We start from the raw sequence: 18,283 nt of genomic DNA on the forward strand, positions 1-18,283 counted from the left end.
AGTGTAAAGGGGGCAATGATGACGGTGCAACGTGGATTGATTTCACGCTTTTTGTTTGTAATGCTCTTAGGGATTGGCGGTTGTTCATTGCCGGGGCAGCAAGATACAGGCAGTGACCTTGACCAAGCCACATCGACCACCGATGCCGTCGAAGGTGATACAACGCCGGACGGCGAGGGCTTGATTGGTTTGCTACGTCAGCGTGAGGATCCCAAAGCCGATGATCCGTCTTGGTCTCCCATTCGTCCACAACAGCCCCCCGAACACTATGCTACCGCGACAGGATCTTTGTTCAATACCAGCCAACAGCGTGATTTGTATAACGGTTCAAAACCTAGTGGGCTTGGTGATATCGTGACGGTAATGCTTGAGGAAAACACCCAAGCGCAAAAAAGTGCGAGCTCTGACTTGGCTAAATCTAACGATTTAACCATGGATCCCTTATCCTTGGGGGGCGAAGAGATCACCATTGGCGAACGTACCTTGTCGTATGAAGTGAGTAATGATAATTCGTCAACGGGGTCAACATCGGCAGACCAAAGTAATAGTCTGCAAGGGTCTATTTCGGTACAAGTGATTGATGTCCTTGCCAATGGCAACTTAATCGTGCGTGGTGAAAAATGGTTAACTTTGAATTCTGGAGATGAATATATTCGCTTGAGCGGCACCATTCGACCGGCGGATATTGCCCCAGACAACACTATAGCCTCAACCCGTATATCCAATGCCAGAATCCAGTATTCTGGGACGGGCGAACGACAAGATACCCAAGAACAAGGCTGGTTGGCACGATTCTTTAATGTCACCTTGTAGCCCTATATTGTGACGGAGAGTTGACGTGAAAAAGTGGTTGTTATCGATAGTCTTGCTGGTTATGGCCACGCCAAGTCTTGCCGCTCGAATAAAGGACGTGGCAGAAGTTGCCGGGGTGAGAAGTAACACGTTAACAGGCTATGGCTTAGTGGTTGGTTTGCCGGGAACCGGTGAAAGCACCGATTTTACGGACCAAAGTTTCAAATCCATGTTAAATAACTTTGGTATCGAACTCCCCACCGATACGACTCCTCAATCGGACAATATCGCCGCGGTGGCGGTGACAGCGGACTTGCCCGCGTTCGCTAAACAGGGTCAAAAACTTGACGTGACTGTTTCGTCGATTGGCTCGGCGGAAAGCTTACGGGGAGGAACCTTACTCCAAACCTTCCTGAAAGGCCTGGATGGCAACGTCTATGCCACGGCGCAAGGCAATTTGATCGTCGGCGGATTTAGCGCGACAGGGCAGATGGTTCACAGCTGGTGGGGAATACACCGACTGTTGGCCGTATTACCAATGGTGCCTCGGTGGAACGCGAAGTGCCGAATCCATTTGGTCGGGGCGACCACCTTACCTTTAATCTTTTTCAATCCGACTTTACCACCGCTCAACGTATGGCGGATGCGATTAACCGCTTTCTTGGTCCATCCATGCGTCGGCGATGGATGCCACGTCGGTACGTGTCAGAGCCCCGCGTGATGTAAGCCAGCGAGTGGCGTTTTTATCTACCGTGGAAAATATCGAGTTTCAACCTGGAGATGGCGCGGCTAAAATCATCGTCAATTCTCGCACGGGCACCATTGTGGTGGGACAAAATGTGCGTCTTCGTCCAGCAGCGATTACCCATGGTGGAATGACCGTCTCGATAAAAGAAGACTTTAATGTTGAGCAACCTAATCCATTTGGCGGGGGTGAAGCGGTGGTCGTGCCTGATGCAGAGATCAATGTCGAGGAAGAAGAAGGACGGATGTTCCACTTTAAGCCAGGCGTAACCTTGGATGATCTTGTCCGTGCGGTAAACGGCGTGGGAGCAGCTCCGTCAGATTTGATGGCCATCTTGCAAGCACTCAAACAAGCGGGTGCGATCGACGGCCAATTGATAGTGATATAGGGCACCGCAATGAAATCTCCTGTTGATAGTCAATTTGTACACGATATTAGCCAGCTTGATTCGTTGCGTCGTCAAGCGACCAAGGGAGGCGAGGGCGATGAGAGTGCGGCTTTACGCGCGGCGGCTGAGCAATTTGAAGCCTTATTTACCCAGATGCTGTTTAAATCCATGCGAGATGCCAATGAAGCATTTGAGTCGGATTTAATCGACGATCGCACCTCTAAGTTTTATGAGCAAATGGCAGACGAACAAATGGCGAGCGAACTCAGCCGAGAGGGCTCGCTGGGACTGGCGGATATGATTGTGGCGCAATTGGGTCAGGCGCTCGGCGATAGCAAGCCTAATTTGGAAGAGGCTGCACGCACGTCGGCGCAATGGTTGCCTTTCGATCAAAAGCAACGTCAAGAGGCGGCAGAAAAAGCGATTGCGGCACTCGATAACCAGTCGATTGCCCCGCCGACGGCGCGTGCACCGACGACACAACTCAATGAGCATTTTGATTCACCTGCCGCGTTTGTTGATACATTAGCCCCCCATGCCCGACGCGCGGCACGGGCGCTAGGCACCGATCCGGCGATTATTTTAGCGCAAGCCGCATTAGAAACCGGCTGGGGTAAAAAAGTGGTCGCTAATGCCCGTGATAACAGCCATAACCTGTTTAATATTAAAGCGGATCAGCGTTGGGGCGGAGAGAAAGTGGCGACCCAAACACTCGAAGTGTATGACGGGATCCCAGTGAAAGAAACCGCGAGCTTCCGCGCGTATCCGTCCTATCAGGAAAGCTTTGATGATTTCGTCTCGTTTTTACGTGAAAATCCGCGTTACGAGCAAGCGCTGTCGCAATCTGCGCAACCTGAGCAGTTTATTCGTGAGCTACATCAAGCCGGCTACGCGACCGATCCGGATTATTCGAACAAAGTTATCCGTGTGCTCGATCAAGTTCGTGGCATGATGGAATAATTGAGCGGCAGGCAAGGGCTTGCCGTTTTTTATTTCAGCGTGTTTTCCTACCCCTGAAGCTTATCTATCTTATTGTTTATATTATACTTTAAAGCCCGCCTTCTTTCTTGGCCTGATTTTTGCTTTAACTTCATTATCTCGTTTTAATTGCCGGGTTATTTGGAGGCACAATGGGCTTGGACCTGCTTTCCCTTGGATCGCAAGGCGTACTGACTGCGCAGCGACAGCTGAATACGACCGGTCATAATATCTCTAACGTGAATACGGAGGGGTATAGCCGTCAGTCCGTTGAGCAACAAACCAATGATCCGCAGTTTTGGGGCGGCAATAATTACGGTACCGGTGTCCATGCTGCCGCGGTGCGCCGTAACTACGATAAGTTTGCGGTTAATGAACTGAATGTGGCCACCTCTAATTTGTCTCATGCCGCGGCGCGTAATGATCAACTCGGTCGGCTCGACGATATGATGGCGCACTCAGCCAAAAAAATCCCCGAAAACATGAATGAATTTTACGGCGCGGTGAAAGGACTAACCGACAGTCCTAGCGATATGGGTGGCCGAAAAGTGGTGCTAGAAAAAGCCCGGATGGTCGCGGCCGGGATGAATGACGTTTATGGCGTGTTACAGCAACAATCGATTGATACGTCGTCACAAATCGATGCCACGGTGAAGCGGATGAACGACATCGGCCAAGAATTGGTTGATGTGCACAAAGCAATACTCAAAACCCCCGCCGAAGCCAATGATCTTCTCGACCGTCATGACAAGTTGATCCGAGAGCTCTCGGAGTACACGCAAGTGAGCGTCAATGCGCGAGAGGATGGACTTTTTAATGTCATTATCGGCAGTGGTCACATGCTGGTGTCTGGGATGAACAGCAGTGAGCTAACGACCTTGCCGGGTGAGCCGGATCACCAAGAGCGTCGCTTAGCGCTTGTGGAAGGGAAAAGTGTTAAAGCCATTTCTAATCGCGATATTCGCGGTAAGCTCGGTGCGTTATTTGAATATCGTGATGACACGCTCGGACAAGCACGTGATGAATTAGGTCGAATGGCGATTGGTTTCTCTCAGGCGTTGAATGATTTACAAGGGCAAGGTTTCGACTTAAATGGTGAAGTGGGCAAAAATATCTTTACCGATTTTAATAGCGATCGTATTGCCCGCTCTCGCGTGGCTCAAAACGGTGACTCCGCCGCGGATCTCAAGGTCTATATCGATGACTTACAGCAGCTTAAACGCGGTGACTACCAACTTAAGTTCGATGGCACACAATATACACTGACCGCCCCAGACGGCAAACAATCCGCTGTCACGCCCAATGGCACGCCACCAAGCTTCAATGTGGATGGGATGCGCATTCAAATTGATGCGGGGCTGGCAGCCAATGAGCGGGTATTGATTCGTCCAGCACGGTCAGCGGCAGGACAAATGCGGGTGACCATGGACGATCCTGCCGACATCGCGGCACAAAGCTATGTCAGTGCGAGCTCGGTGAGTAAGGGAGAGGGTGATATCCGTGTCCTGCAAAGTGGTGGGCAAAAAGAGTTTCAAGTTCGGATTTCGCCCGACGGCAGCCAATTTGCGGTGACAGACACCAAAGGACAAGTCTTGGTTGCCCCTCAAGCTTACCCGCCAGGCGGCCGATAGACGTCAATGGTACCGTGATTGATCTTAACGATAAGGCCGTGCCTGACGATGTCTTGGCCGTAAGCCTGATCCCGGCGGATGGCGACAATAGTAACTTAATTCGCATGCAAGAGCTGCAAACGCAAAAACTCATGGATAATGGTCGCTCAACCGTTCTTGACGTTTATGAAGGGCTAAGTACCGATTTAGGGGTACAAAAAGCATCTTATGAGCGTTTGCAGGATGTGAGTATGGTTGAACATGATGCGGCAGAAGGGCGTGTCGCCCAAGTATCTGGTGTTAACCTTGATGAAGAGGCGGCCAACATGATGAAGTTTCAACGCGCCTATATGGCCGCGTCGCGCATTATGACTGCGGCCAACGAAACCTTTGATTCTCTGCTCAATGCCACGCGATAAGGGTCGATCAGTATGATTAGTCGTATTGCCAGTTTTCATAATTACCAATCTGTGTCGAATGACATTATGCGCCAAAATGTGAAGGTGCAAGATAATCAAGAGCAGATGGCGACCGGGAAGCGTGTGATCACATCAGGCGATGATCCTGTCTCATCCATCTACATTCAGAATTTTCGCCAGCAAGATGAACAGATTGATCAATTTATTGACTCGATCACTTTAGCCCGGAATCGACAAACGCGGGAAGAGATCGCGATTGATGAATCAGAACAGATCATGGACAGTGCGAAGCGAAAAGTGATGGCGATGATCAATGGCTCCTTGTCAGACGATGATCGCACCGCCCACCGCCAAGACTTGCAGGGTATGTTTGATAACTTTATGGACTTGGTTAACACCAAGGATGAGTCGGGTAACTTTTTATTCTCAGGGACCCAAACCAGTACGCAGCCCTTCTATCGTGACAGCCAAGGCAATGTCCGTTATGCCGGTGATAACTACTATCGCACTGCACAGGTGGCGCCTGCAGTCGAAGTGTTGACGTCTGACCCTGGTGATAAAATGTTTATGGAAATCGATAACCCCTTTGGTGATTATCAACCGGAATATGATCTTGAAGACGGGTCACTGCTGTTGCTGGCGAAAGCCGAAAATAGCAATGATGGCGATACGGCTAACTATTCGGTCTCGTTTGATGTTGATGTCAGTGGCAATACCACATATTCACTGCTGCAAGATGGCACCGAAGTCAGTGCTGGTCTGTACGACCCACAAACCGGTATAGAGTGGAACACGCTCAAAATGACCTTTGAGGGCGAAATGAAGCCGGGCGATACCATCAATTTAGAAAGGCAAGATAGTATCAATATCTTTGATTCGTTTAAAAGTGGTGCGGCCTTATCTTACGCGGATATCGATGATGCCTCGGCAACGGCTGAGCTTCATCAGGTCACTGAGCAATTTTCAGCCGCCTTTAAACATTTGAACAAAGCGCGCTCAGAAGTGGGGACACGGCTGACCACGCTCGACCGACAAGAAAGTATGCACAAAGACTTTAAGTTGGTGCTGAATCGCTCGTTGGGTACCATGGAAGACTTAGACTACACCCAAGCCGCGATTGATATGAATGAAGATATGCTGGCACTGCAAGCGTCCCAGCAGGCCTTTGCTAAGACTAAAGATCTCTCGCTATTTAATTATATTTAACCAAAGAGTAAGCCTTTGGTTGCCACAAGGCACTGTGTATCAAGAAAACGGGGTCGCGTCAGCGGCCCCGTTTTGTGGTTTTGTGTTGGTTTAGGCTTCATTACCCGTTCCTTTATGGGCAAAGGTCATCAACCATACGACGTGCCATTGCATCCAGCAGTGGTTGCTTGTCCTTAAGCATTGGCGGATAACTAAATGCATACTCTGCGTTGCCTGGCATTGCATCTGGTGTTTGTATATCGCTCTCTTTATGGCCGGCAAAAAACACATAGCAGGGTGTTCCGACGGCGACGGTCAACCTATGCACTGCCGTCCCGGCGGTAAACACACCAGATAGTTGCTTGATAGCGTGTGCGGTGCCCATAAAATCATTTTTCAGATCAAGTCCGGGCAGCGACACGACTTCAACGCCGGTTTGTTTGTTGATTTTGCTGAGCTCTTTTCCACACTCGCCATATTGTAAATTGACAAACTGGGCGTCAGGGCAACGCTGGCGCACGCTTTTTATCCAGCCTGCTAATTCTTCAGCCACCAAGTAGTGAATATTACGGGTGGCGGCAGCGAGGCCACTGCGCCAGCACAACCCAAACACGGGCCCTTGCTGTTGCAGCTTCGCTAACGGTGATATCCAAGGCGCATCGGTTGCGACATCAGGGGTAATATACGTTTGCTGATAAAGGTGACGTTCAAAGTGTTGATAGCACAACCCTGCCAGTGACCCACCGGCAACCCAACTATCAATATCTGCGAGCACATGCTCAGGTACAAAGATATCTTTTCCATCTTTACGAGAGATTGGCACGACCTCCGTGCTTGGGAATGCTTGACTCAGTACCGGCTCTAAACGCGGATCGCAGCCGACATACACTTTCCGCGCGCGCTCTACCACCATGGGAACGTTATGAAAATAAGCGAGTTCATCCCCGACACCTTGCTCGGGCATAATGAGCACGGCATCGGTTTGTGGTCGAGACAAATCCCAGCGGGGTAAATCACCGTTGTATTTTAGTCGGCGGCCGCAATCAAGTCCTGCTTCATTCGCCGAGTAAAACTTTTCCCACGCCATTTGCGTGCGGTAGACAAAAGCGAGATTGAAACGTAGTGCGTGATCATCCGGCTGGGCCGCTAATAACCCCTCGAGACGCTGCTGTGCTTGGTCAATATCGCCCGTATACCAATCAAGTTCGCCTAGTTGTGCATTTAGAATATTAGCTTGTTGATCACTCACGAACGGCAGTGCCTCGAGGTGGATCTGATAGCAATCGGTCAATTTAGCCTGGGTAAACTGATGGTGCTGCTTGAGTAACTCAAAGGTGGCGCGGGCATAAGTATAGTGTAACTCTCCGCGCTCGGGATCATCGCGCAAACACTGCTTAGCCAGCTTGCTCGCTTCCAACCAATTGGCCTCCTTGAGATAAATGACCAATAGTTGACGCAAAAAGGCTGTGTCTTGCGTTTGCTTATAGCTTTGCAGGCAACGTTGGCGAGCACGCGCATACTCACCGAGCCCTGATTCGGCTCTTACCAAAAGCAATTGCCAAACCCGATGAGATTGCGCCTTGTCATTACCGCGTAACAAGAGCTGCTGCGCTTTACCATGTGCTTGCTCATTGAGTGCGTGCTGGGCAAGCGCCATTAATGCGGGTGGATAGTCAGGCTCAAGTGTCAGTATTGTTTGATACAACTGTTCGCCTTGTTCCGTGTGCCCCTCATTCATGAAATTAGCGGCTAATGCCATGGTTTTATTGATTTCTTCAGCTAGTCCTTGATTTTTGAGTTGATGCAATTCATCACGCAATGCATGTGTACGGTGGCTTTCACCTTGTAGACCCAGTTTTGCAGTCAACTGCTCACGTAGATTAAGAATGTCTTGATTGGTGGGGGCCGCGGCAAATAATGACTCGACAATTTCCAATGCGGCTTTGTTATGCCTTGCTGGGTGAGCATTTGTGCTTTGTCAAACCAGAGGGAGTGATCTTCAGGCGCTAGCCCGAGAGCATGCTCAATATGCGTCATCGCTTGGTGATATTGCCCTTCTTCTGCGTATAACACGGCGAGAACCTGCCGTACAGGAACTGTATCTGGTGCATGGTTCAATATTTGCTCAAAGACTTGCCGTGCATCGCTTTTATTGCCTTCTTGATAGAGACGAATACCGAGCTGGAACGCGTCATCCAGCGTCATATTCGTTTGACCGTCGTTTTCTTGTGTCATCGGTGACTTCGTCCTGTTATCTATGATTGCCTCGACTCAGTGTCAAGATGCTGGCGGGGTTATTAGTCTTCACTGTCTACAAAAAAAGCTGCAAAAAATATGCCTTTTATCCCTGAGTCAAACAGAGTTGGCCGCGCATTTGCAAGTTAGCCTCTCTAAGTGACAGGCAGGGAAAGCCGGCAACTGAAGGCGAGGCGTTGCCGCCACCTTGCCGCTTGGTACCGAAAAACATCAGCCTTTATTGTCACTCTCGCTCTTTAGTATAAAGCTGTTTGATTATAAGTTACTGATTAAAAATAATTTTTAAAAGTTGGCACACATATTGTATTTGTTCGATTAAGCGGCCAGTTTTTGAACGGGCTGATTTTGAAACTGATTAACAAGCTGTTCCCGCAGCACCGCCATTACACAGTGCAACACGTCGCGGGTAGGCTGTTTCGCAAAGCAAGCGAAAGTCAAAGGAGAGCAAAATGGGTGTAACAGTTAACACCAACGTGTCTGCGATGACTGCGCAGCGTTACCTGAATAAAGCGACCGATGAGTTGAATAATTCAATGGAGCGTCTGTCGTCAGGTAGCCGAATTAACAGTGCTAAAGACGACGCGGCGGGTTTGCAGATCTCTAACCGATTAGTTGCCCAAACTCGGGGGCTTGATGTGGCCATGCGGAACGCCAATGATGGTATTTCGATTGCCCAGACAGCTGAAGGGGCGATGCAAGAGTCCACGAACATTTTGCAGCGTATGCGGGATCTTTCCTTGCAGTCTGCAAATGGTGCGAATGGTAAATCTGAGCGTGTGGCTATCCAGGAAGAGGTAGAAGCACTGAAAGATGAGCTTAACCGAATTGCGGAAACGACCGCGTTTGGTGGACGTCGATTACTTAATGGTTCGTTTGGCGAGGCCTCTTTTCAAATTGGTGCTGATGCCGGTGAAGCCATTATCATGGGATTGTCTAGCATTCGTGCGGATGATTTCCGTATGGGTGGCGTAGAATTTGTGGGGGGTCAGCCCAAATCTGCCGGTTGGGAAGTGGATGGCGCAGCCTCAACATTACAGCTGCAATTTACCACCAAAGAGGGTGAAAACGTCAGCTTAAGTATCGGCGCGAAGGTAGGCGATGATGTGGAAGAGCTAGCAACCTATATAAATGGTCAGTCCGATGAGATGCTCACCGCTTCCGTTGACGAGGAAGGGCAGCTGCAAATCTTTATCGAAGAGAATAAAGTTGTGGGCGCCGTTAATTTTAGTGGTGGACTCGCTGCCTCGCTGGGAATGGTCTCGGGTAACGGTGACTTAGTGACAGCGGCAGACTTGGATGTGTCGGATGCCGGTGGGGCTCAAATGGCGGTTGGCGTCGTCGATTCAGCGATGCGCTACATCGATAGTCAGCGGGCGGACTTGGGTGCCAAACAAAACCGTCTTAGCCATACGATCAGTAACCTATCAAATATTCAGGAAAATGTGTCGGCCTCAAACAGTCGAATTCGAGACACCGATTTTGCTCGAGAAACCACGGCAATGACCAAAGGTCAAATTCTGCAGCAGGCAGGCACCTCGATGCTGGCTCAGGCGAAACAGATGCCGCAAGCGGCCTTGAATCTTCTACAATAACCTCGCGTTTTTACAGGTGAAAAAAGGCGGCAAGCAATTGCCGCTTTTTTTATGCCAATTTTTATTAAAATCCCGCTAAAGATATCTCTCCTTTGGGCGTTAACCTTCATAGCGCCATACGGCATCGGTATCAATTCCGACATGCACAACAAAAAAAGCTAAAGCTTTCTCAACGTGCGCCGCTACATGGGTTGTGAACAATTTTACACTGGTTTTCCCTGGTCAGCTGGGCGAAGCCGGACCTAGAACCTAAGGAGAATAGTTATGGCTATTACTGTTAACACTAACGTCCCTGCGATGACAGCTCAGCGTTTTTTGAATAATTCAACAGATGCACTGAATAACTCAATGGAGCGTTTGTCATCCGGCTCTCGCATTAACAGCGCCAAAGATGACGCGGCAGGCCTTCAGATATCTAACCGCTTGATGGCACAAAGCAGTGGCTTGGGTGTGGCTGTTCGAAACGCCAATGACGGCATCTCAATGGCGCAAACTGCCGAAGGTGCAATGGAAGAATCCAGCAACATTCTGCAACGTATGCGTGACTTGTCACTGCAATCCGCTAACGGTGCAAACGGCGATGCAGAGCGTGGCGCAATCCAAGAAGAGGTTGTGGCACTGACAGATGAGTTAAACCGTATCGCAGAAACGACCTCGTTTGGTGGTGCGAAGCTACTTAACGGCACGTTCGGTACACGCTCATTCCAAGTGGGTGCAGATGCTGGTGAAGCGGTGATGATGGAATTTAAAAACATCCGCGCCGATCACGATGAAATGGGCGGGGCCAGCTTTACCGCAGGGAACGCTAAATCAGCCGGGTGGACCGCCTCAGCAGGTGCGACCATGGCGATCAATATTACCAACGCGGATGGCACATCGAGCGCAATCAATGTGAACGCCAAAGCGGGCGATGACATTGAAGAAATCGCCACCTACATTAATGGTCAGGCTGACGATAAACTGAGTGCATCGGTGACTGAAGACGGTGAACTGCAAATTGTCACTGGCGCAGGATCAGATGCGACCTTCTCGGGGCATTGGCAACGTCGCTATCTATGGGAACCAAAGTTGATGAAACCATTAAAGATGTGGATGTCTCATCAATGGGTGGCGCACAAAAAGCAGTCGGTATGATTGATAATGCAATGCAATTTATCGACTCTCACCGCGCCGAATTGGGTGCGAAGCAAAACCGCTTGAGCCATACGATTGCGAACTTGGATAACGTTAATGAAAACGTGTCGGCCTCTAACAGCCGAATCCGTGATGTTGACTTTGCCAAAGAAACAACGAACTTGACCAAATCGCAAATTCTGCAGCAATCTGGTACCTCGATTTTGGCGCAAGCCAAGCAGGCACCGCAAGCCGCACTGAGCTTGCTCGGTTAACCAGTCACGAGCGGCGGCTTTAACCGCCGCCGCTACGTTATGGGAGGTGAATAGCGATGGACATTTCATCTGTTTCCAATTCATCCCAGCTGCATGCCAAGCACTCTGATGGCACAAAGATTGCAAAAGATGTAAGGGTTGGAAAAGCTCAGTCCGATCCGGTCAGCCAGCATCAACAAGCTGAGCGTCGTGAGGTGCGAGAATCAATGCAGCAACGGCGTGTTGAACAGTCGCAGCGCATTGAGGAAAACCGTCAATTACAACGGCAACAGCTTGAGAGATTGGTTGAGCGGCTGGATGAGTTTATGTCCGACTTTAATAAAGGACTCGCATTTCGTTTGGATGAAGACACCGGGCGCAGCATTGTGACTGTCTATGAAATGAACAGTGGTGATGTTATTCGTCAAATTCCAGAAAAAGAAATGTTAGAGCTTGCTAAGCAATTGTCGCAACATGCGCGAGGGCTTGTCACAGAGAAAATATAACGAGGTGAGAGAGTCGTTATGAGTGTAAAAGCAGCAGGCATGGGCAGTGGCATGGATATCAATGCCATGGTCACCAAAATCGTGGATGCTGAACGTGCACCCAAGCAAGAGCGGATTATCAAACGCACTAATGACGTTGAAACCGACATTAGTGCGTTTGGTCGCTTGAAAGATTCTCTCGCAACCCTCAAAACTCAAATGTATGACTTTCGTCGTAACGAAGGCTTTGCGGCGAGAACCACATCGGTGAGTAACCCCGATGCGCTCGGTGCGACGGCAACACCGGATGCCATTCCCGGTCGCTATCAGATCGATGTGCAACAACTTGCTGGCGCACACAAGCTCGTCTCGCCTGGGGTTGATGCGAATGCGTCGTTAGGCTCTGGTAAACTCACGATCACCATGGGTAACCGCACCAGTGTGATTGATGTGCCGCAGGGCAAAGACAGCTTGGCTGACATTGTACGGACAATAAATAGCGATCCTAAAAACCCCGGCGTGCAGGCGTCGCTTATCCAAGATGATAGTGGCGCACGTCTGGTGCTGAACGGTAACAAAACGGGAGAAGCGAATCGTGTTGAAGTCAACGTTGATGCCCAAGTAGGTAGCGCTCTTCATCAGTTAGGCTTTAAAGCCGGGCAAGCTAACAACGGCATGACACAAATGCAGGTAGCACAAGATGCCAAGATATTGATCGATGGCATCGCCTCCGTTTCCAGTACGACCAATACGTTTGATAATGCGATTGAAGGTGTCTCGTTGGAAGTGAGTCAAACCAGTGATAAGCCACTTTCATTCGCGGTGGAGCACGATCGAGAATCTGTACGCTCAACCATTTCGTCATTTGTCGATAATTACAATGCCTTTTTCCGTGTCTCACAAGCGGTCAGTCAATATGATCCCGAAACGCAACAAGGCGGTCCTTTAGCGGGTGAAAGTGTGATACGTACCGCAACCAGTCGGTTACGTAACCTATTTTCATCCCCGATAGAGAAAGCGCCTGAAGGGATGAAAACACTGAGTGAGCTTGGGGTGACGACCACCATGGACGGCCGTTTAGAAATTGATAATAAAGTGCTAGACCGCCAGCTGCGTCAAAACTTTAACGCGTTGGAAGGGTTTTTCGGTGGCAACGATGGCTTTGCGCGTCAATTAGAACAGGTCGTCAATGGGTTCACCGGCGCGGGTGGGGCCATCAGTAACCGTGAAAGCACGCTGTCAGACCAAAAACTAAGACTACGTGATGATCAGCGTGAATTAGACCGACGTATGGAAAGCTTAGAGTCGCGGACCATGCAGCGCTTTTCGGCGATGGAAGAGGCAACCAGCCAAATGCGTTCTCAGTTGCAAGCTATGCAAAATATCATGCCAGGTTAGTGATGACAGAGATCGCTGATTGGCTTGCGACGTTAGAGGCGATGGATGCAGACATTGCTCAACACTTAACCATGAGTGACATTGATCCAGAAAAGCTGGCTCAACAATTGCATGATAGAAAAGCGCTGCTCGATGAAATTGCAGCGTCAACACAAGCGCCGAATCACCCGCAGTGGTCAGAGGCGTTGGTAAGAACAAAAACGCTCATTGATACGCTCGAAGAGCAAAAAGCGGATGCTGCCAAGCGTTTGTTACAGCAGCGCAAGGGGAAGCAGTCTGTGCAGCTGTATAAGAAATTTCAATAGGTGAGGAAGACTATGAGAGGCTCACTACAGGCCTACAAGAAGGTCTCTGTTGACAGTCAGTTAAGCGCCGCGTCGCCTCATAAGGTTATCCAGATGCTGATGGCCGGGGCTATTGAGCGTTTAATCCAAGGCAAGGCAGCCATGGCACAAGGCGACGTATCCGTCAAAGGTGAACGCTTAGGGAAAGCGCTTGATATCATTATTAATTTACGGGCTTGTCTATCTATGGATGAGGGCGGTGATATCGCCGATAATCTGGACGCTATTTATGACTTTATGATCCGTCAGGTTAGTGCCGCTAACTTGGACAATACGCCGGAACCCATTGATGATGTGATTGAGCTATTACGAGAGATAAAATCAGCTTGGGATCAGATCCCCTCCGAATACCATAATATGACCCAAGCGACCAGTTAAACTGCCGACCAAAAGACGGACATGGCACTGGAGTCACAGGTTTACTGTGTCTCCGGTTGCCTTATGCGCGTTCTCTATTACAATGTCTTGATTAAAATTGAGATTGTTGTTGCTTACGAGCAACACAATAATAATAAGTTATCAGGGCAGACGTATCTCACACATGCAAGATTTAGCAAAGATCCTTGTTATCGATGACGATGACCAGTTTCGTCACGATCTCGGCGTGATACTCGATTTTATCGGCGAGCGTTACGCGCTTCACTCGACCAAAGATGTCAGTGATGCACTCTGGGAGCAAAACTGGGGCGCATGTTTTCTTGGTCACGTCCGCTCGACCTCTCTTTTAGAGAAAGTACTCGACCAGCTTGCGACCTATCACCATGTTCCTGTGATTGCGATTCGACGTCATGATCGTGAATTATCCGGATTGCCTAATTATGTCGGCGAACTGGGCTTACCGTTGAATTACCCACAACTCTTTGATGCCTTGCACCATTGTCGTGAATTTGCTGGAAAAAAAGTATTTAGTATTCCACAACTCGCGGGAGACAACACCGCCTTCCATAATATGGTTGGCAAAAGTGATGCGGTCGAGCAGGTGCGTCATTTGATTGATCAGGTTGCCTCAACGGAGGCAAGTGTGTTGATTTTAGGTGAGTCTGGAACCGGTAAAGAAGTTGTCGCACGTCATATCCATCATGCATCATCGCGTCCCACAGGTCCTTTTGTGCCAGTGAACTGTGGGGCGATTCCTGGGGAGCTTCTGGAAAGTGAACTCTTTGGCCATGAAAAAGGGGCGTTCACCGGTGCAATTTCAGCGCGTAAAGGACGTTTTGAACTTGCAGAAGGTGGCACGCTGTTTTTGGATGAAATCGGCGATATGCCGATGCCGATGCAAGTCAAATTGTTACGCGTCCTTCAAGAACGTACGTTTGAGCGAGTCGGTGGGAATAAAAGTATTCGCGCTAACGTGAGAGTCGTAGCCGCCACTCACCGTACACTGGAAACTATGATCCAAGAAGGTGAGTTTCGCGAAGATCTCTATTACCGCCTCAATGTGTTCCCCATTGAGATGCCCGCATTGCGAGAACGCATTGACGATATTCCCTTGCTGATCCATGAACTGATGTCTCGTCTAGACGGTGAAGGGAATAGTCGCATCCATATTTCACCGCGCGCGATTAATTCACTGATGGAGCATGAGTGGCCGGGGAACGTTCGCGAACTGGCTAACCTCATCGAGCGCTTAGTCATTTTGTACCCGGGACAAATGGTGGATGTAAATCATCTTCCGGCGAAATACCGTTATAGCGATATTCCTGAATTCCAGCCGGAAGCTTATTCGGTTGAACATACTGAAATGGCAGAACGAGATGCACTCACCGCGATGTTTAATGAGCCAGAGCCTCCCGCGTTTGATGATGAGATGCCCGGCTTTTCTGACAGCCCCGGCCTTACCAGTCTGCCTCCTGATGGGGTGAACCTGAAAGAGACACTGGCTGAGGTAGAAATTGATTTAATCAAACAAGCACTTGAGGCGCAGTCAGGTGTTGTGGCGAGAGCGGCGGATATGCTGAGTATGCGGCGAACCACCTTGGTGGAAAAAATGCGCAAGTACGGACTGAATAAAGAAGAGTTAATATAAATCGACAATGTGTCAAAAAGCGGAGTCAAAAAAATGACTTCGCTTTTTTGTCTTTAAATATCTAATATTATTGGATATTTTTTGTGGCATAATCTCTGCTTAAGTGAGTAAAACCTTGATAGAAATGTGTACTACTTAAATGGAAACGCAATCGTCGCCACTAGGATCTGTGGATCAACAAGTTACTCGGTATAAGCAAGTACTTGATGTTATGCCTGCGGGGGTTATCTTGCTGGACGCTAATGGGCGTGTCGCCGAGGCCAATCCAGAGGCGCATCGCTTACTGGGTGAGCCATTGACTCAGCAGCGTTGGTTCGATGTGATACAACGGGCTTTTTCCCCTCGTGATGATGATGGACACGAGGTATCGCTAAAAGACGGCCGCCGAGTAAAGTTGGCTATCTCAGCATCTGATTCCGGGCAGCTCATTTTAATTACTGATATGACCGAAACCCGCTTACTACAATCGCGTGTCAGTGATCTACAACGCTTATCATCGTTGGGTAAAATGGTGGCATCATTGGCGCACCAGGTGCGTACGCCACTATCGAGTGCCATTTTGTATGCGTCCAACCTTGCGCGCCAAACCTGAATAACGTGACAAGGCAACGTTTTCAATTCAAGTTGTTAGACCGTTTGCATGATCTCGAAAAGCAAGTTAATGACATGCTGCTATTTGCCAAGGGCGGAGACAATAACGTCGTAAAGGTATTTAGTATTGAGCAGTTATTCAATGAATTTGAGCCCATGGTCGATGCCGTCATTCAAGGCCACGATGTCGATTTTGCGATTAATAGTGACGACGAAAGTTTAAGGGTGTTGGGCAATCCCAATGCGTTAGCCAGTGCCTTGAGTAACCTTGTGGTGAATGCTGTCCAGGTCGCGGGCAAAGGCTGTCAAGTGGTGGTCGATTCACGCCAGCAGGGCAGTAACCTTTTGCTCTCGGTGGCGGATAACGGCCCCGGTATTGCGCCGGAGTTACAAGCAAAAGTACTCGAGCCTTTTTTTACCACGCGACAACAAGGGACAGGTCTTGGCCTCGCCGTTGTTCAAATGGTGTGCCATGCCCATGATGGCAAGCTCACCTTACAATCTGAGCCTGAAAAAGGGGCCTGTTTTACATTGTGTTTGCCGCTTGCCACAGGGGTGGTGGCAGATCATGGTGAGAGCGTAGGAGAAACACAATGAGCCAAACAACAGTGCTAATCGTCGAAGATGATGAAGGGTTACGCGAAGCGCTTATCGATACGCTGGCGCTGGCGGGGTATCATTGGCGAGAAGCGGACAGCGCTGAACAAGCCCTAGTCACACTGAAATCAGAGGCGATTGATATTGTTGTCTCTGACGTGCAAATGGCAGGGATGGACGGACTCGCGCTCTTGCGTTCGATTAAAACACATATGCCGAACTTACCGGTTTTGCTGATGACGGCCTACGCCAATATCGAAGATGCCGTCGCGGCAATGAAAGAAGGCGCTATTGACTACATGGCCAAACCGTTTGCGCCTGAAGTGCTGTTGAATATGGTGAGTCGTTATGCGCCCGTTAAAACCGATAACTCGGATGCCATTGCGGAAGATCCAAAGAGCGTCGCCTTACTCGCGCTGGCCGACAAAGTGGCAAGTACCGATGCGAATGTGATGATCTTAGGGCCGTCTGGCTCAGGGAAAGAAGTCATGGCGCGTTATATTCACGATCATTCGACGCGTGCCAATGCCGCTTTCGTCGCCATCAACTGTGCCGCTATTCCAGAAAACATGCTAGAAGCCACTTTGTTTGGTTATGAAAAAGGCGCGTTTACCGGTGCCGTTCAGGCATGCCCGGGTAAGTTTGAACAGGCTCAGGGCGGAACCATTTTACTTGATGAAATCAGTGAGATGGATCTTGGGTTGCAAGCGAAATTATTACGGGTGTTGCAAGAGCGTGAAGTTGAGCGCTTGGGCGGGCGAAAAAGTATCCAGCTTGATTTGCGTGTGCTTGCCACCAGTAATCGCGACTTAAAAGAATACGTGACGCAAGGTCACTTTCGAGAAGATCTCTATTATCGCTTGAATGTCTTTCCGATCACCTGGCCGTCGCTCACTGAGCGGCCCGGCGATATTATCCCATTGGCACATTATTTGTTGTCACGCCACTGCCAAAAACAAGGCTTACCTTGCCCGACCTTGCATTCAGATGCGGAGCAAAAACTGCTCGCTTATCCCTGGCCTGGCAATGTCAGGGAACTTGATAACGTGATGCAACGGGCATTAATCTTGGCCTCACAGTCGCACATTCAAGCTTCTGATATTTTACTTGAGGGGCAAGATTGGCAAGATTGGCAAGATGCCTCTAGTTTGCAAAACCAGGTGATGAATACGCGCTTTCACGAGCAAGCACACGCACCGGCTGTCCCTCCAACAGTCACTGAGCATGTTGAGCAACCTTCCAATGGTGCTGGATTGGGCAATGAACTACGCGATCAGGAATTTTCCATTATCTTAGAAACGATCCGCGCTTGTGAGGGCCGACGCAAGGAGGTCGCGGAGCGCCTTGGGATTAGCCCGAGAACGCTGCGCTACAAATTGGCAAAAATGCGTGACGCCGGCATCGACATTCCTCAATGAACGCTCAATGTTGCAGCTTTTTGCTAAAGTGGTCTCAAAGTTGCTAACACATAGATATCTGATAGAAATCTGACTCATTTGACGAAATTTTG

General features: G+C 49.5%; 12 protein-coding genes and 4 pseudogenes. 14 read left to right on the forward strand and 2 right to left on the reverse strand.

Annotated elements, in window-relative coordinates:
• The first annotated feature begins 15 nt into the window (after positions 1-15).
• The 5 genes and pseudogenes from DZ54_RS0102985 to flgL all read left to right on the forward strand — a co-directional run bounded on the left by DZ54_RS0102985 (position 16) and on the right by flgL (position 6,138).
• Positions 16-813, forward strand: a complete 798-nt coding sequence (locus tag DZ54_RS0102985) for a flagellar basal body L-ring protein FlgH (protein WP_037353416.1) — start codon at positions 16-18, stop codon at positions 811-813.
• Between the two features lie 61 nt (positions 814-874).
• A pseudogene (locus tag DZ54_RS18570) lies at positions 875-1,925 on the forward strand (flagellar basal body P-ring protein FlgI).
• A gap of 9 nt (positions 1,926-1,934) precedes the next feature.
• Positions 1,935-2,885 (forward strand): flagellar assembly peptidoglycan hydrolase FlgJ, encoded by a 951-nt coding sequence (flgJ, locus tag DZ54_RS18575; RefSeq protein ID WP_037353417.1) that lies wholly within the window; start codon positions 1,935-1,937, stop codon positions 2,883-2,885.
• A 170-nt stretch (positions 2,886-3,055) separates the two neighbouring features.
• Positions 3,056-4,932, forward strand: a pseudogene (gene flgK, locus DZ54_RS18580) (flagellar hook-associated protein FlgK).
• A 12-nt stretch (positions 4,933-4,944) separates the two neighbouring features.
• A complete protein-coding gene (gene flgL, locus DZ54_RS0103010; protein WP_025673055.1) occupies positions 4,945-6,138 on the forward strand; it encodes a flagellar hook-associated protein FlgL in 1,194 nt (397 codons plus the stop codon).
• 112 nt (positions 6,139-6,250) lie between these two features.
• Here flgL and DZ54_RS18585 read toward each other — a convergent pair whose 3' ends face one another.
• A complete protein-coding gene (locus DZ54_RS18585) occupies positions 6,251-8,053 on the reverse strand; it encodes a tetratricopeptide repeat protein (RefSeq protein ID WP_128080624.1) in 1,803 nt (600 codons plus the stop codon).
• Positions 7,981-8,352: a tetratricopeptide repeat protein gene (locus DZ54_RS23230; RefSeq protein ID WP_051415871.1), complete on the reverse strand. Its 372-nt coding sequence runs from the start codon at positions 8,350-8,352 to the stop codon at positions 7,981-7,983. The genes DZ54_RS18585 and DZ54_RS23230 overlap by 73 nt, the downstream gene beginning before the upstream one ends.
• A gap of 470 nt (positions 8,353-8,822) precedes the next feature.
• Here DZ54_RS23230 and DZ54_RS0103030 point away from each other — a divergent pair, with 470 nt between their 5' ends.
• From DZ54_RS0103030 to DZ54_RS0103070, 9 genes and pseudogenes are all read left to right on the forward strand, one after another.
• Positions 8,823-9,965 carry a flagellin gene (locus DZ54_RS0103030; RefSeq protein ID WP_025673056.1) on the forward strand — a complete coding sequence of 381 codons (1,143 nt, stop codon included), beginning with the start codon at positions 8,823-8,825 and terminating at the stop codon, positions 9,963-9,965.
• Between the two features lie 264 nt (positions 9,966-10,229).
• Positions 10,230-11,353, forward strand: a pseudogene (locus DZ54_RS18590) (flagellin).
• 56 nt (positions 11,354-11,409) lie between these two features.
• Entirely contained in the window at positions 11,410-11,838 is a 429-nt protein-coding gene (locus DZ54_RS0103040; protein ID WP_025673057.1) for a flagellar protein FlaG, read from the forward strand.
• An 18-nt stretch (positions 11,839-11,856) separates the two neighbouring features.
• Entirely contained in the window at positions 11,857-13,215 is a 1,359-nt protein-coding gene (gene fliD / locus DZ54_RS0103045; RefSeq protein WP_025673058.1) for a flagellar filament capping protein FliD, read from the forward strand.
• 2 nt (positions 13,216-13,217) lie between these two features.
• The gene (locus DZ54_RS18595; protein ID WP_051415873.1) at positions 13,218-13,520 is read left to right on the forward strand and encodes a hypothetical protein; all 303 of its coding nucleotides are present in this window, start codon (positions 13,218-13,220) and stop codon (positions 13,518-13,520) included.
• A 12-nt stretch (positions 13,521-13,532) separates the two neighbouring features.
• Positions 13,533-13,937, forward strand: a complete 405-nt coding sequence (fliS, locus tag DZ54_RS0103055; protein WP_025673060.1) for a flagellar export chaperone FliS — start codon at positions 13,533-13,535, stop codon at positions 13,935-13,937.
• A 163-nt stretch (positions 13,938-14,100) separates the two neighbouring features.
• A complete protein-coding gene (locus DZ54_RS0103060; RefSeq protein ID WP_025673061.1) occupies positions 14,101-15,585 on the forward strand; it encodes a sigma-54 dependent transcriptional regulator in 1,485 nt (494 codons plus the stop codon).
• Positions 15,586-15,724: 139 nt separating this feature from the next.
• Positions 15,725-16,773: pseudogene (locus tag DZ54_RS18600) on the forward strand (sensor histidine kinase).
• Positions 16,770-18,191 carry a sigma-54-dependent transcriptional regulator gene (locus DZ54_RS0103070; RefSeq protein ID WP_025673062.1) on the forward strand — a complete coding sequence of 474 codons (1,422 nt, stop codon included), beginning with the start codon at positions 16,770-16,772 and terminating at the stop codon, positions 18,189-18,191. Before DZ54_RS18600 ends, DZ54_RS0103070 begins: the two are co-directional and overlap by 4 nt.
• The last annotated feature ends 92 nt before the right edge of the window (positions 18,192-18,283 follow it).

The sequence above is a fragment of the Salinivibrio socompensis S35 genome, from assembly GCF_000513715.1.
Lineage (GTDB): Bacteria > Pseudomonadota > Gammaproteobacteria > Enterobacterales > Vibrionaceae > Salinivibrio > Salinivibrio socompensis.